Annotated in this window: 21 protein-coding genes; 10 read left to right on the forward strand and 11 right to left on the reverse strand. The window is 73.4% G+C overall.

What is annotated here, in order from left to right; translation table 11 throughout:
- Positions 1-34: 34 nt before the first annotated feature.
- From ABD268_RS14915 to ABD268_RS14945, 7 genes are all read right to left on the reverse strand, one after another.
- A complete protein-coding gene (locus ABD268_RS14915) occupies positions 35-1282 on the reverse strand; it encodes an anthranilate synthase component I family protein (protein WP_344153728.1) in 1248 nt (415 codons plus the stop codon).
- Positions 1279-1863 (reverse strand): anthranilate synthase component II, encoded by a 585-nt coding sequence (locus ABD268_RS14920; RefSeq protein WP_344153730.1) that lies wholly within the window; start codon positions 1861-1863, stop codon positions 1279-1281. Before ABD268_RS14920 ends, ABD268_RS14915 begins: the two co-directional genes overlap by 4 nt.
- Positions 1853-3808: an anthranilate synthase family protein gene (locus ABD268_RS14925; RefSeq protein ID WP_344153732.1), complete on the reverse strand. Its 1956-nt coding sequence runs from the start codon at positions 3806-3808 to the stop codon at positions 1853-1855. The genes ABD268_RS14920 and ABD268_RS14925 overlap by 11 nt, the downstream gene beginning before the upstream one ends.
- Before the next feature lie 135 nt (positions 3809-3943).
- Complete coding sequence (locus tag ABD268_RS14930) at positions 3944-6136, reverse strand: HelD family protein (RefSeq protein ID WP_344153735.1); 2193 nt, start codon at positions 6134-6136, stop codon at positions 3944-3946.
- A gap of 113 nt (positions 6137-6249) precedes the next feature.
- Entirely contained in the window at positions 6250-7524 is a 1275-nt protein-coding gene (locus ABD268_RS14935) for a hypothetical protein (protein ID WP_344153738.1), read from the reverse strand.
- Positions 7521-8057, reverse strand: coding sequence for a SigE family RNA polymerase sigma factor (locus tag ABD268_RS14940; protein ID WP_344153741.1), 537 nt, complete (start codon positions 8055-8057; stop codon positions 7521-7523). Before ABD268_RS14940 ends, ABD268_RS14935 begins: the two co-directional genes overlap by 4 nt.
- A 107-nt stretch (positions 8058-8164) precedes the next feature.
- A complete protein-coding gene (locus tag ABD268_RS14945) occupies positions 8165-8947 on the reverse strand; it encodes an enoyl-CoA hydratase-related protein (RefSeq protein WP_344153744.1) in 783 nt (260 codons plus the stop codon).
- A 56-nt stretch (positions 8948-9003) separates the two neighbouring features.
- Here ABD268_RS14945 and ABD268_RS14950 point away from each other — a divergent pair, with 56 nt between their 5' ends.
- A complete protein-coding gene (locus ABD268_RS14950) occupies positions 9004-10530 on the forward strand; it encodes a molybdopterin-dependent oxidoreductase (RefSeq protein ID WP_344153747.1) in 1527 nt (508 codons plus the stop codon).
- A gap of 15 nt (positions 10531-10545) precedes the next feature.
- Here ABD268_RS14950 and ABD268_RS14955 read toward each other — a convergent pair whose 3' ends face one another.
- Positions 10546-10899, reverse strand: a complete 354-nt coding sequence (locus tag ABD268_RS14955) for a GYD domain-containing protein (RefSeq protein WP_344153749.1) — start codon at positions 10897-10899, stop codon at positions 10546-10548.
- 209 nt (positions 10900-11108) lie between these two features.
- Between ABD268_RS14955 and ABD268_RS14960 the strand changes: the two genes are divergently transcribed.
- The 9 genes from ABD268_RS14960 to ABD268_RS15000 all read left to right on the forward strand — a co-directional run bounded on the left by ABD268_RS14960 (position 11109) and on the right by ABD268_RS15000 (position 20187).
- Positions 11109-11756: a fasciclin domain-containing protein gene (locus ABD268_RS14960; RefSeq protein ID WP_344153751.1), complete on the forward strand. Its 648-nt coding sequence runs from the start codon at positions 11109-11111 to the stop codon at positions 11754-11756.
- A 38-nt stretch (positions 11757-11794) separates the two neighbouring features.
- Positions 11795-12397, forward strand: coding sequence for an ECF RNA polymerase sigma factor SigK (sigK, locus tag ABD268_RS14965; RefSeq protein WP_344153753.1), 603 nt, complete (start codon positions 11795-11797; stop codon positions 12395-12397).
- Positions 12398-12446: 49 nt separating this feature from the next.
- Positions 12447-13175, forward strand: coding sequence for an anti-sigma factor (locus tag ABD268_RS14970; RefSeq protein ID WP_344153755.1), 729 nt, complete (start codon positions 12447-12449; stop codon positions 13173-13175).
- Positions 13175-15292, forward strand: coding sequence for an FAD-dependent oxidoreductase (locus ABD268_RS14975; protein WP_344153757.1), 2118 nt, complete (start codon positions 13175-13177; stop codon positions 15290-15292). Before ABD268_RS14970 ends, ABD268_RS14975 begins: the two co-directional genes overlap by 1 nt.
- Before the next feature lie 3 nt (positions 15293-15295).
- A complete protein-coding gene (locus tag ABD268_RS14980; protein ID WP_344153759.1) occupies positions 15296-16645 on the forward strand; it encodes a class I SAM-dependent methyltransferase in 1350 nt (449 codons plus the stop codon).
- Complete coding sequence (locus ABD268_RS14985) at positions 16645-17961, forward strand: class I SAM-dependent methyltransferase (RefSeq protein WP_344153761.1); 1317 nt, start codon at positions 16645-16647, stop codon at positions 17959-17961. Before ABD268_RS14980 ends, ABD268_RS14985 begins: the two co-directional genes overlap by 1 nt.
- Positions 17962-17968: 7 nt before the next feature.
- Positions 17969-18754, forward strand: coding sequence for a DUF1295 domain-containing protein (locus tag ABD268_RS14990; protein ID WP_344153763.1), 786 nt, complete (start codon positions 17969-17971; stop codon positions 18752-18754).
- A gap of 52 nt (positions 18755-18806) precedes the next feature.
- Positions 18807-19379 carry a protein-L-isoaspartate O-methyltransferase family protein gene (locus ABD268_RS14995; protein WP_344153766.1) on the forward strand — a complete coding sequence of 191 codons (573 nt, stop codon included), beginning with the start codon at positions 18807-18809 and terminating at the stop codon, positions 19377-19379.
- A gap of 61 nt (positions 19380-19440) precedes the next feature.
- Complete coding sequence (locus tag ABD268_RS15000) at positions 19441-20187, forward strand: tyrosine-protein phosphatase (protein ID WP_344153769.1); 747 nt, start codon at positions 19441-19443, stop codon at positions 20185-20187.
- Here ABD268_RS15000 and ABD268_RS15005 read toward each other — a convergent pair.
- From ABD268_RS15005 to ABD268_RS15015, 3 genes are read right to left on the reverse strand one after another with little or no spacing between them, the layout of a single operon-like run.
- On the reverse strand, positions 20155-21210 hold the full coding sequence (locus tag ABD268_RS15005; RefSeq protein ID WP_344153772.1) for a YihY/virulence factor BrkB family protein: 1056 nt from the start codon (positions 21208-21210) through the stop codon (positions 20155-20157). The two genes, ABD268_RS15000 and ABD268_RS15005, sit on opposite strands and share 33 nt — an antisense overlap.
- Before the next feature lie 37 nt (positions 21211-21247).
- Positions 21248-22414: an acyl-CoA dehydrogenase family protein gene (locus ABD268_RS15010; RefSeq protein ID WP_344153775.1), complete on the reverse strand. Its 1167-nt coding sequence runs from the start codon at positions 22412-22414 to the stop codon at positions 21248-21250.
- Positions 22411-24456, reverse strand: coding sequence for an acetyl/propionyl/methylcrotonyl-CoA carboxylase subunit alpha (locus tag ABD268_RS15015; protein ID WP_344153777.1), 2046 nt, complete (start codon positions 24454-24456; stop codon positions 22411-22413). The genes ABD268_RS15010 and ABD268_RS15015 overlap by 4 nt, the downstream gene beginning before the upstream one ends.
- Positions 24457-24459 lie beyond the last annotated feature (3 nt).

The raw sequence follows: 24459 nt of genomic DNA on the forward strand, positions 1-24459 counted from the left end.
CCGGCAGCTGCCGCCAACGTGGACGCGGGTCCGCTCAGCCCTGGTCGAAGACCCGCAACAGCCGCTCGGCCTTCCAGCGGGACTCGGCGTACTCCTCGGCCGGGTCGGAGCGGACCGTGATGCCGCCGCCGGTGCCCAGCGACCAGGACCCGTTCCCGCCGGTCACCAGCGACCGGATCACCACGCCGAGGTCGGCGCGCCCGTCGGCGGCGAGCCAGCCGAAGGCACCCGCGTAGACGCCGCGCGGTGAGCTCTCGACCTCCTCGATGACCGCCATCGTGCGCAGCTTCGGGGCGCCGGTCATCGACCCCGCGGGGAACAGCGCGTGCAGCGCCCGCACCGTGGACACGTCGTCGCGCAGCCGGCCGCGCACGGTCGAGACCAGCTGGTGCACGGACCGGTAGGACTCCACCTCCATCAGCACCGGCACCTCGACCGTGCCGGGGTCGCACACCATCGACAGGTCGTTGCGGAGCAGGTCCAGGATCATCAGGTTCTCGCTGCGGAACTTCGGCTCGGTGCGCAGCCGCTCGCGCAGCAGCGCGTCCTCCGCCGGCGTCGCGCCGCGCGGCGTGGTGCCCTTGATCGGCTTGGTCTCCAGCTGCCGGTCGGCAGTGACCAGGGCGTAGCGCTCCGGCGAGGAGCTCAGCAGCCACGCCCGGTGGCCGGGCACGTCGTGCTGGAGGAACCCGGCGTACGGCGCGGGGTTGAGCTCGCGGAGCCGGAGGTAGGCCGTCACCGGGTCGAGGTCGCTCTCCCGGTCCAGTCGGTAGGTCAGGTTGGCCTCGTAGGTGTTGCCGGCGTGCAGGTGCTCCTGCACCCGCGCGAACGCGGCCCCATAGCTGTCCGGGACCGCGACGTCCGGGACGCCGGCCACCGGGTCCGCCGCGCGGGCCACCGGCGGGTGGTCGAAGAGGCGGACGTGGCGCGGCCGCATCCACACCGCGTCCGGCAGGCCGCCGGGTGCGGGCAGCCGCGCCGGGAGGTCCGGGCGGGCGGCGTAGCCGAGGTAGCCGAACCACTGGTCGCCCGCCTCGCCGGCGGCCAGCTCCCCCTCGAGCGCGGCGAAGATGTCGTCCCCGACCACCTCGGCGCGGCCGCCCCGGTGCCGGGTGACCCGGCGGGCGACGGCGTCGTACGTCAGCGACACGTCGTCCTCGTCCAGCCAGCCGATGACCGAGCGGCGGCCGGACCACTCCCGGGCGCCGCCCCCGTCGAGCCAGAAGCAGCGTGACCGGGTGGTCGCGACCTCGCGGAAGTGGACGACCGGGTCGGTGCTCATGGGGCGCCCAGGAAGTTCGCGACCAGCGCGGCGCCGTGCTCGGAGAGGATCGACTCGGGGTGGAACTGCACGCCCTCGAGCGGCAGCGACCGGTGCCGCACCCCCATCACCACCTCGCTGCCGTCCTCGTCCACACAGCTCGCCGACACCGTCAGGCAGTCGGGCAGGTCGACCGCGGCCAGCGAGTGGTAGCGCACCACCGGGAAGCCCTGCGGCAGGCCGCGGAACACGCCGGCGCCGTCGTGCCGCACCGCCACCACCTCACCGTGCGCGGGACGCACCCGGTCCACGGTGCCGCCGTACGCCGTGACCAGGCCCTGCATCCCCAGGCAGACGCCCAGCACCGGGCGGGTCGCGGCGAGCAGCACCTCGCGGCCGACCGCGAAGTCGGCGGCCACGGCGGGGTGCCCCGGGCCCGGTGAGAGCACCACGTGGGTGAACCCGAGGACCTCCGCGGCCGACACCTCGTCGTGCTGCACCACGGTCGGCAGCTCCCCGGTGACCGAGGCGACGAGGTGGACGAGGTTCCAGGTGTAGGAGTCGTGGTGGTCCACGACGACCACGTGGACGCTAGCCGTCACGCCCGTCGGGTCCGGGGTCGTCGAGCAGCAGGCCGCTCACCAGGTCGTGGACCAGGTCGTAGCCGTGCTCGGTCAGGATGGACTCGGCGTGGAACTGGATCCCCCGGTAGTGCGGGCCGCGCACCAGGTGGATGTCGCCGGACTCCGGGTCTGCCTCGACCGAGACGCCGTCCGGGAGGGGGGTGCCCCCGGGCGGGACCCGCCCGACGAACGTGTTGTAGAAGCCGACCCGCTCGGTGCGCCCGTCGATCGCCACCGGCGACTGGGTGCCCTGGAAGACGATGTCCTTGTAGGCCAGCGGGATCCCGAGCTGGTGGCACAGCGCCTGGTGGCCCAGGCAGACCGCCAGGAACGGCTGCCGCCGCTCGAGCAGGTGCGCCACGGCCGCGCGCAGCCTCGCCATCTTCGGGTCGTCGCCGTCCCGCGGGTCGCCCGGGCCGGGCCCGACGACGACCAGGTCCCACGGATCGAAGTAGCCGTCGAGGCCGTCCGGGATGTCCTCGTGGCGCACCACCGTGCTGCTCATGCCGAGCACCCCGAGCAGGTGGCGCAGCATGTTCACGAAGTCGTCCTCGCCGTCGAGGATCACCACGCTCTTCCCCGCCAGCCGCGGGTCCGGGGCCGAGCCGCCCTGGTCGGTGAGCCAGAACGTCGAGAGCCGCCGGTTGCGCGCGTTGAGCGTGATCAGCACGTCCTCGTCGCTGACCAGCTCGGCGAGGTCGACGCTCGGGACCGGTGCGGGCGGGACCAGCCCGAAGGCGCTGAGGATGCCGCCGGCCTTGGCGTGGGTCTCCGCCACCTCGTACGCCGCGTCCGAGTCGCGCACCAGCGTGGCGCCGGCCGTCACCGTGAGGTTGCCGGCCGGGTCGACGTCGGCGGTGCGGATCACGATCGGGCTGTCGACCACGGGCCCGCCCACGGAGTCGCGGCCCAGGATCGCGAGCGCGGCGCCGTAGTAGCCGCGGCCCTCGGGCTCGTACTGCTTGATCAGCCGGCAGGCGTTCTCCACCGGCGAGCCGGTGACGGTGGCGGCGTACATCGTGTCGCGCAGCACCTCGCGGGGGTCGCGGCTGGTGCGGCCGGCGAGGAGGTACTCGGTGTGGACGAGGCGGCTCATCGGCTTGAGGAACGGGCCGAGCACCTGGCCGCCCTCGTTGCAGATGTCGCACATCATCTTCAGCTCCTCGTCGACGACCATGAAGAGCTCGTAGATCTCCTTCTCGTCGTGGAGGAAGTCGAGGAGCCTGTCCCGCAGCGACTCCGTGGTGTCGGCCTCGGTGGGGATCCGGAAGGTGCCGCTGATCGGGTTCATCCGGACGTCGCCGGCGTGGATGGAGACGTGCCGCTCGGGGCTGGCGCCGATCAGGTAGCGGTCGCCGGTGAAGAAGACGTAGGTCCAGTACGCGCCGCGCTCACGCTCGAGCAGCCGGCGGAAGACGGTGAGGGCCTTGTCCGGGCCCCAGTCGGCGACCTGGGCGCGGTAGTGGCGGCCGATGACGAGGTTCGCGCCCGCGCCCTGGCCGATCTCGTCGCGGATGATCGACTCGACGAGCTTGCCGTACTCCTGGTCGTCGGTCTCGAAGCCACCGCGGTCCGCGAAGTCGAGCCCGGCGTCGTCGATCGCCTCGATCACCTCGGCGACCGAGAACTCCGACTCGGTCTCGACGTCGACCACGACCAGCGGGGTGCCGTCGTCGTGCACCTCGAAGCCGCGCTCGGCCACCTGGCGGAACGGGATCGCGAGCAGCCGGTCCGCGATGTGGCCGTCCTCGGGCACGCCCTCCTCGAGCGGCACGTCGAGGATCGACTCGACCACGTGGCGCCGGCCCCCGACCAGACCGACGGTGGGGCGGTCCCCGGCCCGCGTGGAGCGCCGGATGATCGCCCACGCCTCGTGCCCCTGGAGCGCCTCGATCGCGGCCCGGGCATCGGTCGTGGAAGGCATGGCGAAACCCTACTTCCAGCCGAGTCGGCGCAGTTGTGCGTCCCAGACCCGCCGAGTCGGCGCAGTTGTACCGGCCCCGGGCGTCAAACTGCGCCGCCTCGGCCGTCGTACGGCGTCAAACTGCGCCGACTCGGCCTAGGAGATCGTGGTGAGCAGCTGGGTGGCGCGGGTGAGCACGACGTAGAGGGTGGCCTTGCCGGTCGCGGACTCGTCCTCGATCTCCTGGGGCCGGACGACCACGATGCCGTCGAACTCCAGGCCCTTGGTGTCGAGGCCGGTGAGCACCACGACCCGGTCCTCGCCGGACGGGGTGACCGAGGAGTCGACCGCGGCACGCGCACCGGCGGCGTCGTCGGCGAGCTCCGGCCAGGACGCCAGCCAGGCGTTCACCTCGGAGCGCCGGGCGACCGGCACGACGATCCCGACGGTGCCGCCGACCTGGCCGGCGATCTCGGCGACGGCCTGCCGGGTCGCGCTCTCGAGGTCGGGGACCCCGGTGAGCACCACCGGCTCGACGCCGGTGGACCGGACCGCGGTGGGCAGGTCGGCGTCGAGGCCGACCCGCTGGGCGTACGCCGCGGCGTGGGCGTAGATCTCCGAGGAGTTCCGGTAGTTGGTCGACAGGTGGAACTCGTGGACCACCTTGCCCTCGAGCGCGGCCGCCCGGGCGGAGGCGGCCTCCTCGGGCACCGGCCACGACGACTGGGCGGGGTCGCCGACGATCGTCCACGTCGCGGTGCGACCGCGCCGGCCCACCATCCGCCACTGCATCGGCGTGAGGTCCTGCGCCTCGTCGATCAGCACGTGGGCGTAGCCGTCGTCCTCGATCCGGTGGGTGGGCGGCGCCCAGGCCCGGCCGGTCGGGGCGTACTCGCGGTCGGCCGCCGTGAGCAGCTCCTGCATGTCCACGCCACCCTCGAGCAGCGAGGTGTCGTCGAGGTCGCGCTCGTCCTCGGTGCGGGCCGGCACGTCGCCCAGCGCGTAGCGCAGCTCGTCGAGCAGCGCCACGTCCTCGACCGAGAGCGAGCCGTCGCCGGACCACGACTTGGCCAGCAGCCGCTGCTCCTCCGGGCCGAGGACCCCCTCGGCCACGCGGGAGAAGAACTCGGGCTCGCGCAGCCACGACAGCACCTGCGGCGCGTCGAGCGGCGGCCACCAGGCGAGGGCGAAGTCCACGAACGCCTGGTGCGAGAGCATCTCGTCGTTGAACGCCTCGCGCCCGCGCTCCCGGCCGCGCTCACCGCGCACCTGGCGCCACATCGCGTCCAGCAGCGTGTGCGCGATCCGGGGCAGCTGGCGGTTGCGGCGGCCCTGCGACATCAGCTGGCGGCGCAGCCGGCCCAGGGTGCCCCGGTCGAGCACGATCGTGTCGTCGCGCCAGAACACCCGGAACTCCTGCGGGCTGCCCGGCGCCTGCTGCCGCGCCGTACGCCGCATCAGCTCGGCCATCCGCTCCGAGCCCTTCACGTCGGCCACCGCGGGCTCGTCGTGGCGGGTGGCGCGGACGCCGTCGACGACCTCGCCGAGGCTGCGCAGCGCGACCGCGGTCTCGCCCAGGGAGGGCAGCACCCGCTCGATGTAGCGCATGAACACGCCGCTCGGGCCGACGACGAGCACGCCACCGCCCTCGTAGCGGCGGCGGTCGGTGTAGAGGAGGTACGCCGCGCGGTGCAGCGCCACGACCGTCTTGCCGGTGCCGGGGCCGCCGGAGATCGTGACGACGCCCTTGCCGGGCGCGCGGATCGCCTTGTCCTGCTCGGCCTGGATGGTCGCGACGATCGAGTGCATGGAGCGGTCGCGGGCGCGGGACAGCTGCGCCATCAGCGCACCCTCGCCGATGATCGGGAGGTCCGCCCCCGAACGGTCGAGGGCCTCGGCGTCGAGCAGCTCGTCCTCGACCCCGACCACCTTCGGCCCCAGGCAGCGCAGCACCCGACGGCGGACGACGCCGTGCGGCTCGGCCGCCGTTGCCTGGTAGAAGACCGCGGCCGCGGGCGCGCGCCAGTCGATCAGCAGCGAGTCACGGTTCTCGTCGCGCAGGCCGATCCGGCCGACGTAGCGCGGCTCCGGGTCCAGGTCGTGGCTGAGGTCGAGGCGGCCGAAGACCAGACCCTCGTGCGCGGCGTCGAGCTGCGCGATCCGCTTCGCGGCCTGGAACACCATGGCGTCGCGCTCGACCAGGCCACCCTCGTGGCCCAGCCGGCCGCGCCCGTGGCCCTCGCGGGCCAGCTCCTGCGCAGCCTTCGCCGACGTCGCGAGCTGGACGTGGACCTTGTCCACAAATGCCTGCTCGGTGGCGACCTCGTTCTCGACGAGCTCTTCTGACAACGACCGATCCCCTCAAACCCTGAAGACTTCCCCCGTGGCCGGCCCGGCGCGCGGACTGGCGAGTCGACAAGCCTACCTGCTGGCTCTCGGCCGCACGGCGGAATCCCCCCGGGTCAGTCGGCGCGGACGTAGGTGGCCAGGCCGAGCTCGAGGTCGGGACGCAGGCCGTCGCCGCCCGCGCGCAGGCCGGCGGTGCCGCCGGTCGCGGGGATCACCGCCTCGGTCGAGCCGGAGCCGCCGGCGGAGAACGTCGACTCCCCCGGACGTCCGTCCTCGAGCGTGCGGACCACGGCCCGGCCCGTGCGGGCGAAGCTCATCTCGACGAGCGTCTCCTGACCGTCGACGCCGCGCACCGTGAGCTCCCGCGTGCCCGGTGCCCCCGCCTTGGTGTCCACCAGGCGCCAGAGATGACCGCCGTACTCCCTCGTCAGCGGGACCGGCCAGCCCGCCAGCCGACCCGCCGACGGCGCGGGGGCGTAGGCGGCCACCGCGATGCGGAGGTCGGGGTCCTCGACCACGTCGCCGTGCTGCCCGTGGGTCACCCACATCCGCACCCGCAGCGCCCTCGCCTCCTCGGCGTCCGGGTAGGTGGTGATCCCACCGTTGCCCGCCGGGTCGAAGAGTGGGTCGTCGCACCCGCTGCCCGAGACGGCCCCGCCACCGTTGACCGAGATGTGGAGCCAGGCGTCACCGGGGCCGCCCGAGCACAGGTAGGAGATCGGGAGGGCCCCGCCGTCGGTCGACAGGTCGAAGCCGAGGTCCGCCTCGCCCGGCTCGCCGATCGCGTCGGCGAGCAGCCGCTGGCCGGCCACGTCGTCGCGGAAGGTGATCCCGTCCGAGGTGTCACCGGGCGCCGCCCCGCTCAGGTCGTAGACCGCCAGCGCGACGGCACCCTCACCGGTGACGGAGACGGTGCCGGCCCGCCGCGGGGGCACGCGCACGAAGTCACCGAAGTCCTCGGTCGTGACCGTGCGAGGTCCCTCGTCGACGCCCCGCAGCGTGACCTCGTCGTCCGGGCCCGACGTCGCCCAGCTGACCAGGCGCGGACCGTCCGAGGGAGCGAGGCGGAGCCGGACCCTGCCCTCGCCCTCTCGCCCCTCGGCGAACGTGAAGGTGTAGCCGAGCGAGCTCATCGTCCGCGGTGCCTCGTGACCCGCCAGCGTCCGGTCCGCGACCGGCGCCTTCCGGTCACCCGCGAGCGGGAGGGTGAGCGTGACCGCCATGGCCGCCACGACGCTCGCGGCGACGGCGCCGACGGCGGTGCGACGGCGGCGGCGTACGACACGGATCCGCTCGCGCACCGCGACCGGGCGGACGTGCACGTCATGGTCGGTCAGCTCCGCGGCGTGGCGGTCCAGCGTGCCGCGCAGGTCGTCCATGGTGCTCATCGCAGGTCCTCCTTCTCGGCGGCCATCTCGTCGACGGCCAGCGCCGGGTCGATCCGCAGCTTCGCGAGCGCCTTGCTGGCCTGGCTCTTCACGGTCCCGACCGAGCAGCCGAGCAGCCGGGCGGTCTCGGCCTCGGTGAGGTCCTCGAAGTAGCGCAGCACCACCACCGCGCGCTGCCGCCTCGGCAGCCGCTCCATCGCGGTCCACAGGTCCTGGCCGGTGTCGGAGGCCGCGGTGCCGTCGCCGGTGTGCGTCTCGGGCAGCTCCTCGGTCGCGACCTCGCCGGTCCAGCGGCGTCGCCACCACGTCGCGTAGGTGTTGACCAGGATCCGGCGCACGTAGGGCTCCGGGTGCCCGTCGATGCGCCCCCAGGCGAACCACGCCTTGGTGAGCGCCGTCTGGAGCAGGTCCTCGGCGAGCGCGTGGTCGTGGGTGAGCAGGTACGCCGTGCGGAGCAGCCCGCTCGACCGGGCCGCGACGAACTCGTCGAAGTCGACCCGGCTCGTCGGGCCGTCGGCCCGTGGGTCGGTCACCGGTCCCCCCGAGGTGGATCGCGCCCGCGATCCGGCCAGTGCAGTCATACCGGGTCCTACCCGGTGGCCGCGGCGGATGGTTGCCTGCGCAGCGCAGGTTCTTCGGGCTACTTCTTCCGCGAGAGGAACGCCGTCATCGCCTCGCGGGCGGCGTCGGAGGCGAACAGCCGCGCGCTGAGCTCGGCCATCTCCTCGCCGTGCGCGTCGATCCGCGCGATCAGGTCCCGGTTGAGGATCCGCTTGGACTCGCGCAGCCCCTGCGGGGCGCCGGTCGCGAGCGAGGCGCAGAGACGGTCCACCTCGGCGTCGAGCCCGTCGGCCGGCACCGCCGTCGTGACCAGGCCGTACGCCGCGGCGTCGCGCCCGGTGAACACCTCGCCGCCGAGGGTGGTCAGCGAGGAGGCGCGCGGGCTCATCCGGTGGTGCACCGTCAGCGAGATGATCGCCGCGGCCAGCCCCAGCTTGACCTCGGTGAGCGCGAACGTGGCGTCCTCGGAGGCGATCGCGAGGTCGGAGGCGGCCACGATCCCGATCCCGCCCGCCCGCACGGCGCCGTGCAGGCGGGTGACCACCGGCTTGTCCATGGACACGATCAGCCGCTGCAGCTCGACGATCCGGCGTGCGCCCTCCTCCATGCCGCCCTCGGTCGCCTCGGACAGGTCGGCGCCGGAGCAGAAGACCTTGCCCTCGGCCCGGATCAGCACGACCCGGACGTCGTCGTCGGCCTCGGCCCGCTCCAACCCGGCGAACAGCTCGGCCACGAGCCGGCGCGACAGCGCGTTCCGGTTGTGCTGGGAGTCCAGGGTCAGGGTGGCGACGGCGTCACCGGCCGCGTAGTGGACGAGGTCGGCGGCAGTTTCGTGTGCGGAGTCCTGGGAGGCGTCAGACATGGCGCACATCCTGCCGCACCGCCATCCGGAGCCGCCGCCGCTCCGAACCACGGTCCATGACGACACGACTGCTCCATGCCGGGTTCGGCGTCCTCGCGACCATCGTCGGCGTCGCGGCCGGGCACCTCGTGGCCGCGCTCACCGAGCCCGCCGCCTCCCCCGTGCTGGCCGTCGGCTCGACCGTCATCGACCTGACCCCCACCCCGCTCAAGGAGTGGGCCATCGCCCACTTCGGCACGAACGACAAGACGGTCCTCGTCGGGTCCGTGCTGGCCGGCGTGCTGCTGCTCGCCGCGGTGGCGGGCCTGCTCGCCCGCCGCCGGTTCGCCCTCGGCGCCGGCCTGCTGGTCGTCCTGGTGGCGGTCGCGGCGAGCGCGGCGCTGACCCGGCCCACGGCGGGCGTGGCCGACCTCCTCCCCAGCCTGGCGGCCGCCGGCACCGGGGTGGCCGCGCTGGCCTGGCTGGTCCGCGCCGCCCCCGGCCGGGCCGGTGGCGCCCACCGGGGCGACCAGGCGGGTGGCGCGAGCCGCCGGGGCGTGCTGGTCGCGGCCGGCGCGCTGGCCGCGGCGGCCGCGGTCATGGGCGGCGCCGGCCGATGGATCACGTCCTACCGCACCCGCCCGGAGAACGTCGACCTCCCCGCGGCCGCCGACCCGGCCCCGGCGTTCCCCGCCGGGCTCGACGACCGGGTCCCCGGGATCACGCCGTTCCGGACGTCGGCCGACGACTTCTACCGCGTCGACACGCGGCTCACCCTCCCCGTGGTCAGCCTGGGCAGCTGGTCGCTGACCATCGACGGCGACGTCGACCGCGAGGTCACGTTCAGCTTCGACGACCTGGCCTCGATGGAGCTGATCGAGCGCGACATCACGCTGACCTGCGTCTCCAACGACGTCGGCGGCCGGTACGTCGGCGCGGCCCGCTGGCTCGGCGTACCGCTGACCGACCTGCTCGACCGGGCCGGCATCGACCACACGTCGGCCGACCAGATCCTCAGCACCGACGTGGACGGGATGACGATCAGCACCCCGCTCGACCTGGCCACCGACGGCCGCGACGCGATGATCGCGATCGGCATGAACGGCGCGGCGCTGCCCGTCCAGCACGGCTTCCCGGCCCGGATGGTGGTGCCGGGGCTCTACGGCTTCGTCAGCGCCACCAAGTGGATCACCCGGATGACGCTGACGACGTACGCCGAGCAGGACGCCTACTGGACCCAGCGGGACTGGGCCACCGACGCCCCCATCAAGATCGCGAGCCGGATCGACACGCCCAAGCCGCTCTCTACGATCGACGCCGGCCGCACCGTCATCGGCGGGGTCGCCTGGGCCCAGCACCAGGGCGGTGTCGAGAAGGTCGAGGTCCGCATCGACGGCGGCGGCTGGCAGGAGGCGCGGCTCGGCCCGTCGGCCGGCCAGGACTACTGGCGCCAGTGGTACCTGCCCTGGACCGCCGAGAAGGGCCAGCACACGCTCGCCGTCCGCGCCGTCAACGGGGAGGACGAGGAGCAGACCGCCGCCCGCGCCACCCCGTTCCCGGAGGGCTCGAGCGGCATCCAGCAGATCGTCGTCACGGTCGCCTGAGCCGGGCGACCTCGCTCAGGCGCGGTGGCCGGCCGGCGTGTCGACCGGCGGCCGGTAGCCCTTGGCCGCCTCGCTGGCGCGGGCCATCGCGTCGAGTCCCTGCTCGATCGTCAGCAACGGCGTCGTCTTGAACGTCTTGACCGCTCCGCCCGCCGTCGCGGCGAGCGAGAACGCGGCGGCACCCTCCGGCGAGGCGAAGTCCGCGATGCCGACCAGGTCGTAGTCGCCGAAGGCGTAGAACATGCTCTCGATGCGCCCGCCGGACGCCTCGAGCAGTGGCTGGATCCGGTCCAGCACGTTGCCCTGGTCCCGGATCTGCTTGGCCCAGGACTCGGGGGTGTAGGCAACTTCCAGAAGGTACTGCGCCATGTCGGCCTCCTCAGGTGTAGGTCTCGGCCGCGGCATCGGTCGCACGCGACCGTCCCTGCGAGCCTTCGCCGATCCGGGAGGCCCGGCTAGGGGCGAAGTACCCGGCGACGCCCCGGGTCTTTCGGAAAAAACTGCGGATCCGGCCAATCCGCCCCCGCACCCGGTGCCGAACGCCTCACGTAAGCAGACACCGACGGAAGGTCACCCCCATGAAGCGCACCACCGCCCAGCGGGCCACCGGAATCGCCGCCCTGGCACTCACCATTCCGTTCGGCCTCGCCGCCTGCGGCAGCGACGACTCCAGCAGCGCCGCCACCGACAGCGGCTCGAGCTCCATGAAGGAGAGCCCCTCGGACGACATGTCCTCCGGCATGGCCTCCGACGCCGGCGCCCAGACCTTCGGCCCCGGCTGCTCGGCCATCCCGACCTCGGGTGGCGGCTCCTTCGACGGCATGGCCACCGAGCCGGTCGCCTCGGCCGCCAGCGCCAACCCGCTGCTGAAGACGCTGGTCGCCGCGGTCGGCAAGGCCGGCCTGGTCGACACGCTGAACTCCGCCGACGGCCTCACCGTGTTCGCGCCGACCGACGACGCGTTCGCGAAGATCCCGTCCAAGGACCTCAACGCGGTCCTCAAGGACAAGGCGACGCTGACCAAGATCCTGACCCACCACGTGGTCGCCGGTCAGCTGGACCCCGCACAGGTCGCGGGCACCCAGGACACGCTGGCCAAGGACCAGATCACCGTCGAGGGCGACGAGAACGGGATGACCGTCGACGGCGCCAAGGTCCTCTGCGGCAACATCCCGACGGCCAACGCCACGGTCTACGTCATCGACTCCGTGCTGATGCCGTCCTGACCGGTTCAACTTTTCACCAGATGGGCAAGGATCACGTCGTGGACCAGTTCCGGCCCGTGACCCCCGGCGTCCCCTCCTCGGAGGGGACCCCGGGGGGTCCTGCGCTCGGCGAGCTGCTCAGGCTCTCCAGTCGCGGCGACCAGGGCGCCTTCGCAGCGTTGTACGACGCCACCTCGCGCCGCGCGTTCGGGCTCGCCCTGCGCGTGGTCCGGGACCCGGCCCAGGCCGAGGAGGTCACCCAGGAGGCCTTCCTCGAGGTCTGGCGGACCGCGTCGCGGTTCGACCCGGACCGCGGGAGCGCCGTGGCGTGGCTGCTCACGATCGTGCACCGCAAGGCGGTCGACCGGGTCCGGTCGGCCGAGGCCTCGTCCCGCCGGGACGTGGCGTACCACCAGCAGAACCAGCCGGTCGACCACGACGCGACCGCCGAGGCCGCCGAGGCCTCGCTCGAGGCCCGCCGGGTCCGGGGTGCGCTGGAGAACCTCACCGAGGTCCAGCGCGAGGCGCTGGAGCTGGCGTACTTCGGGGGATACACACACACGGAGGTGGCGACGATGCTGGACCTGCCGGTCGGCACCGCCAAGACCCGGATCCGCGACGGGTTGATCAGACTTCGAGACGCGATGGGAGTAGGCCGATGATCACCCCATTCGAGTGCTCGCTTCGCTCCGCTTCGAACGGGGGCCCCGAATGACCAGCGACATCCACGCGCTGTCCGGCGCCTACGCCATCGACGCCCTCGACGACATCGAGCGCGCCCAGTTCGAGCGCCACCTCGCCGAGTGCGCGGAGTGCCGCGCCGAGGTCGACGGCCTCCGCGAGGCCGCCGGCCTGCTCGCCGAGACCTCCGCCGCCGAGCCGCCGGCCGCCCTGCGCGAGCGCCTCCTCGCCGAGGTCGCCACGGTGCGGCCGCTGCCGCCGGTGACGCCGCCCCCTGCCCAGCACACCGGGCGCAGCCGTCGCCGGTGGGTCGCCCCGCTGGTCGCCGCCGCCGCGGTGGTCGCCGCGCTAGGGGCGGGAGGCGTGGTGTGGCACCCCTGGTCCGACGAGACCACCCAGGCACCCCCGGTCAGCGCCGCCGACCGGGTCCGCAACGCCCCCGACGCGGTCAGCGTGACCCGCAGGGTCGACGGCGGCGAGGCGACCATCGTCGCGTCGAAGTCGCTGAACCAGTTCGTCGTCAGCACCGAGGGACTGCCCGCGCTCCCGGTCGGGAAGGTCTACGAGATGTGGCTCCAGGACGCCGACGAGGGCATGGTCCCGGTCTCCGGCGGACTCATGACCGCCGCCGACTCCACCGTGGTGCTCGAGGGTGACCTCGCGAACGCGCTGGGTGCCGGCATCACCGTCGAGCCCGCTGGCGGCTCCCGGGTGCCCACCTCAGACCCCGTGGCCGTCTTCAGCTTCGAGACCGCCTGATGCGGACCACTCCTCCCCGCCGGGTCGCCGTCATCGGCTCCGGGGTCGCCGGGCTGACCGCCGCGCACGTCGCGGCCGGCAGTGTCGACGGCGCCGGAGGCGCTGCCGCCGTGACGCTCTACGAGGCCGACGACCGGCTCGGCGGGCACGCCGACACCCACCTCGTCGACGGCCCCGACGGGCCGCTCGCGATCGACACCGGGTTCATCGTGCACAACGAGCGCACCTACCCGACCCTGCTGCGGCTCTTCGCCGAGCTCGGCGTCGCGACCCAGGACTCCGACATGTCGATGTCGATCCGCGACGACGAGTCCGGCCTGGAGTGGGCCGGCGCGCTCGGCCGGCGCGGGATCTTCCCGGCCCGCGACAACCTGACCCGGCCGGCGTACCTGCGGATGCTCACCGAGATCCCGCGCTTCCACCGGCGCGCGAAGGCGCTGCTCGCGGGCTCCGGGGAGGACGTGACGCTGCGCGAGTTCCTGCGCGCCGGCGGGTTCACGGCGTACTTCACCCGGCACTTCATGGAGCCGGTCGTGGCGGCGGTGTGGTCGTGCGACCCCGAGCTGGCGCTGGACTACCCCGCGCGCTACCTCTTCGCGTTCCTGCAGCACCACGGGATGCTCCAGGTCTTCGGCTCGCCGCAGTGGCGGACCGTGACCGGCGGCTCGCGGACCTACGTCGAGAGGGTCGCCGCCGGCCTGGACGACATCCGCACCGGCACCAAGGTCACCTCGGTCCTCGAGACCCCCACCGGCGTCGAGGTGACCGACGGCAACGGCCACGTCGAGGCGTACGACGCGGTCGTCGTCGCGACCCATCCCGGCCACGCGCTGGCGATGCTCGCCGAGCCGACCCCCGCGCAGCGCGAGGTGCTGGGCGCGATGCCGTACTCCCCCAACACCGCGCTGCTGCACACCGACACCTCGCTGATGCCGCACGCCCGGAACGCCTGGGCGTCCTGGAACTTCCTGCGCCCCACCGAGGCGCTGGGCCACGTCACCGTCAGCTACGACCTGACCCGGCTGCAACGGCTCGACGCCGAGACCCGCTACCTGGTCACGCTCGGTGGCGAGCACCTCGTCGACCCGGCCACCGTGATCGACCGGATGGAGTACGAGCACCCGCTCTACACCCCCGAGTCGGTCGCCGCGCAGCGGCGGCTGCCGACCATCGGCACCGACCGGGTCGCCTTCGCCGGCGCCTACCACGGCTGGGGGTTCCACGAGGACGGTGCGCGCTCCGGGGTCGAGGCCGCGGAGCGGCTCGGGCTGAGCTGGTCGAGCACCTCACCGGGTCTCGACACGCCCGCTCGTTCCTCGCGGGCTACTCGACCAGCGAGCGAGCTGCCCGGGACCACCGCCACCACCATTCGACCAGCGAGCGAGCTGACCGGGGTGTACGCCACCACGATCCGGCACACCCGCCGCCGTCCGTTCCGGCGTACCTTCGAGCACCGCTCGCACACCTGGCTGGTCGACCTCGACGACCTGCCCGGCCACGGGCCGCTGCTGCGCCCTCTTCTCCGCCCTTTTCTGGGCAGCTTCGAGGGCCGCGACCACCTCGGTGACCCGTCGCGGACCATCCGGGAGAACCTGGACGCGTTCCTGGCCGACCACGGGCTGGAGGCCGACCGGGTGCTGATGGCGGCGCAGCCGCGGGCGTTCGGCTACTGCTTCAACCCGATCAGCGTCTTCTGGTGCTTCGACGCCGCCGGCGCGCAGACCGCGACCGTCGTCGAGGTGCACAACACCTACGGCGACCGGCACGCCTACCTCGTCCACCCCGACGAGCAGGGCCGCGCGACGACGCCGAAGGCGATGTACGTCTCGCCGTTCCACGGCACCGACGGCACCTACGAGCTGGCCGTTCCCGTGCCCGGTGACCGGCTGCACGTCGCCGTCAGCCTCCGCACCGACGATGGTGCGGTGTTCAGCGCGTCCCTGACCGGGACCCGCACCCCCGGGGGTACCTCGCGCCGCGCCACCCGGCTCCAGGCGCTGCGCGCCGCCCCCGCCGCCCTGCGCGGCTCGATCCTGATCCGCTCCCACGGCATCTGGCTGTGGGTCCGCCGCCTGCCGGTCCGACCGCGACCGCAGCACCACCAGGAAGGCGTCTGACGCATGACCCTGACCCCCACCCGTCCCGACGTCACGGCGTGGCCCGGACTGGACACGGTCCCCACCGGGCCGCGCGCCACGGTCTCGGCCAAGGTGGCCCGCCGGCTGTTCCTCGCCGCGGTCCGCCGCCTCCCGGTGACCGTGGTGGTCGCGTCCGGTTCGACCACCGGCGACCCCAGCGACGGCCACACCGAGACCTACGGCCGCGGCGGCCCGGTGATGGTCGTGCGGCGACCCGACGAGCTCTTCGCGCGAGTGGGCACCCAGGGCCTGATCGGGTTCGGCGAGTCCTACCTGACCGGGGCCTGGGACGCCGAGGACCTGGCCGGCTTCCTGACCGTGCTGGCCGGCGAGATGCAGCACCTGGTCCCCGAGTCGCTCCAACGCCTGCGCGCGCTGGTCGTGCCCCGCACGCCGCGCCGGCACCGCAACACCGAGCGCAACACCCGCGGCAACATCGCCCACCACTACGACCTGTCCAACGACCTGTTCCAGCTCTTCCTGGACCCGTCACTGAGCTACTCCGCGGCGCTGTTCACCTCCGACGTCGTCGAGCGGGGCGACCACTCCCGTGCCACCGCGCCGTACCCCCGCGACACCGCGGGCGGGGACGACCTGCTGGAGGCCCAGGTCCGCAAGATCGAGCGGCTGCTCGACCAGGCCGGTGTCCGCGAGGGGTCCCGGGTGCTCGAGATCGGCTCGGGCTGGGGCGAGCTCGCGATCCGCGCCGCGCGCCGCGGCGCGCGGGTGCACACCATCACCCTGTCGAGCGAGCAGAAGGAGCTGGCCGACCAGCGGATCGCCGCCGCCGGCCTGAGCCACCTCGTCGAGGTCGAGCTCTGCGACTACCGCGCGGTCTCGACGGGCTCGACCAGCGGGGTCCGCTACGACGCGGTGGTGTCGGTGGAGATGGTCGAGGCGGTCGGCCACCAGTACTGGCCGACGTACTTCGAGACCATCGACCGGGTCCTCGCCCCGGGCGGCCGGGTCGCGATCCAGGCGATCACCATGCCGCACGACCGGATGCTGGCGACCCGGAACACCTACACCTGGATCAACAAGTACATCTTCCCCGGCGGCTTCCTGCCCTCGGTCGAGGTGATCGACCAGATCACCCGGCGCCACACCGACCTGCGGATCACCGACCGGCTCGCGATGGGCGCCCACTACGCCGAGACGCTGCGCCGCTGGGACGCGGCGTTCCTCGCGGCCGCCGACCGGGTCCGCGAGCTCGGCTTCGACGAGACCTTCTGCCGGATGTGGCACTTCTACCTGGAGTACTCCCGCGCCGGGTTCGCCTCCGGCTACATCGACGTCAACCAGCTCACGTTCGCCCGACCGGAGGAAGTGTGATGACAGCCGTCGACGGCGTGGTCTCGACAAGCTCGACCACCGAGGGAGCCAGCCCGACCGGCGTCGCGGAGCGGCTGGCCGAGGCGGTGCGGCCGTTCATCGGGGGCGACCTGCCGGTGCGGCTGCGGGCCTGGGACGGCTCCGAGGCCGGGCCGGCGGGCGCTCCGCTGGTGGAGCTGCGCTCGCCCGACGCCGTACGCCGGCTGCTGTGGCACCCGGGCGAGCTCGGCGCCGCGCAGGCCTACGTGACCGGCGAGCTCGAGGTGCACCACAACCTCGACGCGGCGCTGACCCATGCGTTCTCGGTCGCCCGCGACCGGGAGCTGGGCGGCGGGCGACCCCCGTTGGCGGCCATCGCGCAGGCGGTGCGCACGGCCGCCGGTATCGGTGCACTGGGTCGCCCGCCCGCTCCCCCGGCCTCCCAGGCGCGGATCCGGGGCCGGCTGCACAGCGTGCTGCGGGACCGGCGCGCGATCAGCCACCACTACGACCTGTCCAACGAGTTCTACTCGTTGATCCTCGAGGACTCGATGGCCTACTCCTGCGGCTACCACGAGTCCCCGGACGTGAGCCTCGAGGAGGCGCAGCGCGCCAAGCTCTCGCTGGTCTGCCGCAAGCTCGGCCTCGAGCCGGGGATGACGCTGCTCGACGTCGGCTGCGGCTGGGGGTCGCTGTCCCTGCACGCCGCCGAGCACTTCGGCGCGAAGGTCACCGGCGTCACGATCGCCGCCGAGCAGAAGCGCTTCATCGACGCCCGGATCGCCGAGCGCGGCCTCGCCGACCGGGTCGAGATCCGACTCCAGGACTACCGCGAGGTGCCCGAGTCCGAGTGGGGCAGCTACGACGCGGTCTCCTCGATCGAGATGGGCGAGCACGTCGGCGAGGGCAACTACCCGACGTACGCCGAGGTGCTGCGCCGGTCGGTGAGGCCGGGCGGCCGGGTCCTGGTCCAGCAGATGTCACGCACCGGCCGGTGGCCGGGCGGCGGGCCGTTCATCGAGTCCTTCATCGCGCCCGACATGTACATGCGGCCGGTGGGAGAGACCGTCGCGCATCTCGAGCGTGGGGGGCTCGAGGTGCGCGACGTGCACGCGCTGCGCGAGCACTACGTGCTCACCGTGGCCGGGTGGCTGGAGCGGTTCGAGGGCAATGTCGACCGGCTGACCGAGCTGGTCGGCGAGGAGGTCGTCCGCGTCTGGCGGCTCTACCTCGTCGGCGGCGCGATGGCGTTCCGGGACGGCCGGATGGGGGTCGACCAGATCCTGATGGTCCGCCCCGACGGTCCCCACGACCTGCCCGCGACCCGGTCCTGGTGACCTCCCCGTGAGCGAGGTCCTGACGAGCCTGGCCGTCGGCCTGCTGACCGCCGCGGTCGTGATGACCGTGGCCGCGCTGGTCGCGCGCGCGGTCGGCCGGGTCGCGGTCGTGGACGTCGCGTGGGGCCTCGGGTTCGTCGCGATCGCCGCCGGCACGGCGGCGGTCGCGGACGGTGACCCGGCCCGGCGGTGGCTGGTGCTCGGGCTGGTGGGGCTGTGGGGTCTCCGCCTGGCCTGGCACATCCGCCGCCGGGCCGTCGGCCACGGGGAGGACCCGCGGTACGAGAAGCTGCTCGGCGGTCCGGTCCGCGAGGTCGGGTTCGGGGTCGCGGTGCGCAAGGTGTTCCTCGTCCAGGGCGTGGCGATGTGGTTCATCTCGTTGCCGGTCCAGGTCGGGGCGGCGCTGTCGGTGCGCTGGTGGCCCGTGGTGGTCGCGGGCAGCGTGCTGTGGCTGGTCGGCCTGGTCTTCGAGGCCGTCGGCGACGCCCAGCTCGCGGCGTACAAGCGAGACCCCGACCGCGGTCCGGTGATGGACCGGGGGCTGTGGCGGTGGACCCGCCACCCCAACTACTTCGGGGACGCGTGCGTGTGGTGGGGCCTGTGGCTGGTCGGCGGGCTCGCCTCGGGCTGGCTGCCCGGCCTGCTGACCGTGCTGGCGCCCGTCGCGATGACCTGGTTCCTGGTCTTCGCGACCGGCGCCCGGCTGCTGGAGCAGACCATGATGAAGCGGCCGGGCTACCCCGAGTACGCCGCCCGCACGTCGATGTTCTTCCCGCTGCCGCCCCGGTCCTGACCGTGCCGTGCCTGACCCTGGAGGTTGACCCGGGGGGCTTGAATGGGGAGACATGGACGCCGTCACCGAAGCGTTCCGGGCCGAGCCGCGGACCGGGTTCCTGCCCGAGGCCCAGCGACGGCGCGCCTCCTTCGACGGGCCGCTCGACATCGGCCACGGCCAGACGAGCTCCCAGCCGCGCACGGTCGCGGAGATGCTGCGGCTGCTCGACGCGCGGCCCGGGCAGCGGGTGCTCGACGTGGGCTCCGGCTCCGGGTGGACCACCGCGCTGCTGGCCCACCTGACCGGGCCGCGTGGCGAGGTGGTGGGCGTCGAGATCGAGCCCGACCTGGTTGGGTTCGGCGCGGCGAACCTCGCGCGGACCGACCAGCCCTGGGCGCGGATCGTCGCCGCCGAGCCGGGCGTGCTGGGCGTGCCCAGCCACGCGCCGTACGACCGGATCCTGGTCTCCGCCGCCGCCCGCACGCTCCCCGTCGACCTCCTCGAGCAGCTCGCGCCCGAGGGCCGGATGGTCGTCCCGGTCTCCGGCCGGATGGTGCTCGCGGTCAAGGACCGGGACGGGCGGGTCGAGACCAGCCGGCACGGCAGCTACCGGTTCGTGCCCCTCCGCCGATCACGGCGCTGACCGCCGCGCTGACCACTCGCTGACCGGGGCTCGCTGGGGTCGGCTCCGTATCCTCGCGCTCGTGAGCCTTCCCCGACTCGCCTCGCTCGACAGCCTTCGCGACGTCGCGGGACCCGGGCACCGCACCCGGGACGGCCGACGGATGCGACGCCACCTGGTCTACCGCTCCGGTGAGCTCCAGCTCGACGACGCCGACGCGCTGGCCCTGGTGGGGCTCGGGCTGACCGCGATCCACGACCTGCGCACCGCCGAGGAGGTGGTCGCCCACCCGGACGCGGTCGTCCCGGGAGCGACCTGGCGCCACTTCGACGTCGCGGGCATCCCGATGGACGACCTCATCGACCTGCCCGACGAGCCGGCGGCGACCGCGCTGATGGAGCGGGTCTACCGCAGCTTCGTCGACGACCCCGCCTCCCGCCGGGCCTTCGGGGCGTTCCTGACCCGGGTGTCCCGGGAGGACGGCCCGCAGCTCGTCCACTGCACGACCGGCAAGGACCGCACCGGCTGGGCCGCCGCGCTGCTGCTCGCCATCGCCGGCGTGCCGGACGAGGTGGTCCTCGAGGACTACCTGCTCACCAACGAGCGCACGCGGGCGAGCCGCGGGAGGTACCTCACCATGGTCGCGACCGCCCTCGGCGAGGAGCTGGTCCCGGTCTACGAGCGGGTGCTGGTCGCCGACGAGCACTACCTGCGCGTCGGGTGGGCCGCGGCGGACGCGGCGTACGGCTCCCTGGACGGCTACCTCGGCGACGGGTTGGGACTCGACGACGAGGTCCTAGCGCGGGTCCGGGTCCGCCTGCTCGGCTGAGCCCCGCTTCTCGACGGGCTCACGCTTCTCGACGGGGTCCCGGACGACCGGGAGGTTGTCCCAGGTGACCTCGACGGACTCGATGCCCTTGTGCCGCTGGGCCTGCGCGTAGGCGGTGTAGGCGCGCCTGTCGGCGTCGGTGAGGTCGACGTCGTCCTTGAACGCCGTCAGCAGCGCCCGCGGCCACAGCCGCCGGGCGAGCACCACGTTGACCTCGATGCCGAGCACCCCCATCACCGAGGCCAGGAAGAGCAGGCCGATGAGACCGAGGACCAGGCCGAAGGTCTGGTTCATCGCGCTGGTCTCGGCGAGGACGTGGGTGACGTACCAGGCGCCGACGTACTGCAGGAGCTGCCAGAGGACGGCCAGCGTGAACGCACCGGGGACGGCGCTGCGCCAGCTGTGCCGCCGCGCCGCCGCGACCCGGAAGAGCAGGGTCAGCAGCAGCCCGATCACGAGCACCGTCGCCACCCGGATCAGCCACTGGATCGTGGCGTCCGCCGAGCCGCCGAGGACCTGGGTGCTGCTCGCGAGCACCGAGAGCACCGAGATCGTGATCACCGCGGCGCCGGCCGTCATCACCAGCAGCAGGCTCTTGAGCCGCAGCAGGATCGGGTTGGGGCGGCTGTTGCGGGGCACCGACCACGCCGTGTTCATCGCGTTCTGGATCGCGGTCCCCAGACCGAGCGAGCCGTAGAGCGCCGCGACCGCACCGATGACCACGCCGGCGGTCGAGCCGTGCAGGCCCTCGGGCCGGCCGAGCTGGTCGCCGATGATCGGGAACTGGCTCAGCGTCGAGCTGAGCACCTCCTGCTGCAGCTCGGGGCGACCCTGCAGGATGAAGCCGAAGATGCTCGAGGCCAGCAGCAGCAACGGGAAGATCGCGATGAACGCGTAGAAGGTGAGGATCGCGGCGAGGTAGTTGCCCTGGTCGTCGTTGTACTTGTAGACGACCGCGATCGGGACGGCCACCGGGGGAAATCGCCGCTGGCCATGGTCCAGGCGGTCGGACAGTTTCCCCACGGCGGCCACGCTACCGGGCCGACCCCGCGATCCGGCGTCAGTACGACTTCGGCAGCCCCAACGAGTGCATGGCCACGAAGTTCAGGATCATCTCCCGGCTGACCGGCGCGATCCGGCCGGCCCGGGTCGCGACCAGCAGGCCGGCCATGCCGTACTCCTGGGTGATGCCGTTGCCGCCGTGGGTCTGGACCGCACGGTCGGCGGCGTCGCAGGCGGCCTCGGCGGCGGCGTACTTGGCCATGTTGGCGGCCTCGCCGGCGCCCATGTCGTCACCGGCGTCGTAGAGCGCGGCCGCCTTCTGGGTCATCAGCCGGGCCAGCTCGATCTCGATGTGGGACTGGGCCAGCGGGTGCGCGATCGCCTGGTGGGAGCCGATGGCGTCCTTGAACACCGCGCGCTCCTTGGCGTACGCCGTGGCCCGGTCCAGCGCGAACCGACCGAGTCCCGTCGAGAACGACGCCGCCATGATCCGCTCCGGGTTCAGCCCGGCGAACAGCTGCACCAGGCCGCCGTCCTCGTCACCCACGAGGGCGTCGGCGGGCAGGTGCACGTCGTCGATGAACACCTGGAACTGCAGCTCGGGGCTGACGATCTCCATCGGGATGGACTTCGCCTCGAAGCCCGCGGCGTCGGTGGGCACCACGAACAGGCAGGGCTTGAGCTTGCCGGTCCTGGCGTCCTCGGTCCGCGCGACGACGAGCACGTTGTCGGCCTCGTCGACCCCGGAGATGTAGATCTTGCGGCCGTTGAGCACCCAGCCGTCGCCGTCCTTGCGGGCGGTCGTGGTGATGTTGTGGGAGTTCGTGCCGGCGTCGGGCTCGGTGATCGCGAACGCCATGGTGCCGGTGCCGTCGCAGATGCCGGGCAGCCAGCGCCGCTTCTGCTCCTCGGTGCCGTAGCGGGAGATGATCGTCCCGCAGATCGCCGGGGACACGACCATCAGCAGCAGCGGGCAGCCCTGGGCCGCCAGCTCCTCGCAGACCGCGGCGATGTCGCCGATGCCGCCGCCACCGCCGCCGTACTCCTCGGGGATGTTGATGCCGAGGTAGCCGTTCTTGCCGATCTCGAGCCACAGGTCGGTGGTCTTCTCGCCGGCCCGGGCCTTCTCGGTGAACCACTCGCGGCCGTACTTCGCGGCGAGGCGCGACACCTCCCTGCGCAGGGTCTGCCGCTCCTCGGACTCGCTGAACGCAACGCTGGTCATGCTTCCTCGCTCTCGTCGGTGGTCGAGCCACCCTCGGTGGTCGAGCTGTCCCGGGTGGTCGAGCTGTCCTCGGTGGTCGAGCCTGTCGAGACCACGGCCATCACCTCGCCGGCGGCGACCTGGTCGCCGGGCTTCACGTCGATCTCGGTGACCACGCCGGCGTGCGGCGCGCTCACGGTGTGCTGCATCTTCATGGCCTCCAGGACCAGCACGGGCTGGCCGGCCTCGACGTGCGCGCCCGCCTCGACCGCCACGGTCACGACGGTGCCGGGCATCGGGGCGAGCAGCGAGCCGCTGGCCACCGCGTCGGCCGGGTCGGTGAACCGGGGCACCCGCGTCAGCCGCACGTGGCCCCGCGGCGAGTCGACGTCCACCGCGTCCCCGGCCACCGCCACGTCGTACGTCGTACGCACGCCGTCGGCCTCCAGCGTCACGGAGTCGGCGGTCACCGCGACCACCACGAAGTCGTCGACGGCGTAGCCGTCCCGGCCGCCGAGCCACTCGACCGTGCTCCGTGACCCGTCGGGGGCCTCGAGCTCGATGCGCTGCGGCTGGGAGAGGACGTTGCGCCAGGCGACGGGGATGCCGCGCTGGACGGTCCGCGACGCGCGGGACCGCTCTGCGAGCGCGAGCGCCGCGGCCGTGGCAGCGGCTCGTGAGGGACCCTCTCCCGGTTGATCGAACGTTCGATCAACCAGGAAGGAGGTACTCACCCGGCCCGCCAGGAACGCGGGGTCACGCAGGACCGACACGAGCAGGTCGCGATTGGTGGCCGGCCCGTGCAGCCTGGCCCCGGCGAGCGCCCCCGCCAGCCGTCGCGCGGCCTGGGTCCGGGTCGGGGCCCACGCGATGACCTTCGCGAGCATCGCGTCGTAGTGCGTCGAGACCTCGCTGCCGGCCTCGAAGCCGGCGTCCAGCCGCAGCCCGGCGCGGCCGAGCCCGGCACGATCGAGCACTGCGAACTCGACGCTGACGCCGGGGACGTCGAAGGCGGTCAGCGTCCCGCTCTGCGGCTGCCAGTCCCGGGCCGGGTCCTCGGCGTAGAGCCGCACCTCGATCGCGTGCCCGCCCGGCGCCCGAGCGGCAAGCGAGGCGAGCTCCGGGACCCCGGCACCCTCCGCGACCTGGATCTGCATCTCGACCAGGTCGACGCCGTGCACCAGCTCGGTCACCGGGTGCTCGACCTGGAGCCGGGTGTTCATCTCCAGGAACCAGAACCGGCCCGTCTGCGGGTCGTAGAGGAACTCGACGGTCCCGGCCCCGCGGTAGCGGATCGCCTCCCCGGCCTTGCGGGCCGCCTCGTGCAGCGCGTGGGCCGTCTCGGCCGAGAGCTCCGGAGCCGGCGACTCCTCCACGACCTTCTGGTGCCGCCGCTGGAGCGAGCAGTCCCGCTCGCCGAGCACCAGCACCTGGCCCTCGCCGTCGCCGACGACCTGCACCTCGACGTGCCGCCCGCGCTCGACGTACGGCTCCACGAAGACGGTGCCGTCCCCGAACGCCGACTCCGCCTCGGCCGCGGCCCTGTCGATCTCGTCCGGCAGGTCGGCCAGCGCGCGCACCACGCGCATGCCCCGGCCGCCGCCGCCGGCCGACGCCTTCACCAGGAGCGGGAGGTCGGCCTCGGTGGCCGTGTCGGGGGTGAGGTTGCCGAGGACGGGGACGCCCGCGGCCTCCATCAGCTTCTTGGACTCGACCTTGGAGCCCATCTGCTCGATCGACTCCGGCGCCGGTCCGACCCAGGTGAGGCCGGCGTCGAGGACGGCGCGCGCGAAGGCGGCGTTCTCGGAGAGGAAGCCGTAGCCGGGGTGGATCGCGTCGGCGCCGGTGCGGCGCGCCGCCTCGAGCACCAGCGCGGCGTCGAGGTAGGTCTCGGTCGGGCTGGTGCCGGGCAGCCGCACCGCGGCGTCGGCCTCCCGGACGAACGGCAGCCCCACGTCGGCGTCGGAGTGCACGGCCACGGTCTCGATGCCGAGCCGGCGGCAGGTCGCGAAGACCCGGCGGGCGATCTCGCCGCGGTTGGCGACCAGGAGGCGGTTGATCATGCG

The sequence above is a fragment of the Nocardioides koreensis genome, assembly GCF_039531775.1.
Taxonomy (GTDB): Bacteria; Actinomycetota; Actinomycetes; order Propionibacteriales; family Nocardioidaceae; genus Nocardioides; species Nocardioides koreensis.

What these genes read in the sequence shown, in the direction of transcription:
- ABD268_RS14915 (WP_344153728.1), bottom strand. Translation starts at nt 1,282, where the DNA reads ATGAGCACCGACCCGGTCGTCCACTTCCGCGAGGTCGCGACCACCCGG.
- ABD268_RS14925 (WP_344153732.1), bottom strand. Translation starts at nt 3,808, where the DNA reads ATGCCTTCCACGACCGATGCCCGGGCCGCGATCGAGGCGCTCCAGGGG.
- ABD268_RS14935 (WP_344153738.1), bottom strand. Translation starts at nt 7,524, where the DNA reads ATGAGCACCATGGACGACCTGCGCGGCACGCTGGACCGCCACGCCGCG.
- ABD268_RS14945 (WP_344153744.1), bottom strand. Translation starts at nt 8,947, where the DNA reads ATGTCTGACGCCTCCCAGGACTCCGCACACGAAACTGCCGCCGACCTC.
- ABD268_RS14950 (WP_344153747.1), top strand. Translation starts at nt 9,004, where the DNA reads ATGACGACACGACTGCTCCATGCCGGGTTCGGCGTCCTCGCGACCATC.
- ABD268_RS14955 (WP_344153749.1), bottom strand. Translation starts at nt 10,899, where the DNA reads ATGGCGCAGTACCTTCTGGAAGTTGCCTACACCCCCGAGTCCTGGGCC.
- ABD268_RS14960 (WP_344153751.1), top strand. Translation starts at nt 11,109, where the DNA reads ATGAAGCGCACCACCGCCCAGCGGGCCACCGGAATCGCCGCCCTGGCA.
- ABD268_RS14970 (WP_344153755.1), top strand. Translation starts at nt 12,447, where the DNA reads ATGACCAGCGACATCCACGCGCTGTCCGGCGCCTACGCCATCGACGCC.
- ABD268_RS14975 (WP_344153757.1), top strand. Translation starts at nt 13,175, where the DNA reads ATGCGGACCACTCCTCCCCGCCGGGTCGCCGTCATCGGCTCCGGGGTC.
- ABD268_RS14980 (WP_344153759.1), top strand. Translation starts at nt 15,296, where the DNA reads ATGACCCTGACCCCCACCCGTCCCGACGTCACGGCGTGGCCCGGACTG.
- ABD268_RS14985 (WP_344153761.1), top strand. Translation starts at nt 16,645, where the DNA reads ATGACAGCCGTCGACGGCGTGGTCTCGACAAGCTCGACCACCGAGGGA.
- ABD268_RS14995 (WP_344153766.1), top strand. Translation starts at nt 18,807, where the DNA reads ATGGACGCCGTCACCGAAGCGTTCCGGGCCGAGCCGCGGACCGGGTTC.
- ABD268_RS15010 (WP_344153775.1), bottom strand. Translation starts at nt 22,414, where the DNA reads ATGACCAGCGTTGCGTTCAGCGAGTCCGAGGAGCGGCAGACCCTGCGC.
- ABD268_RS15015 (WP_344153777.1), bottom strand. Translation starts at nt 24,456, where the DNA reads ATGATCAACCGCCTCCTGGTCGCCAACCGCGGCGAGATCGCCCGCCGG.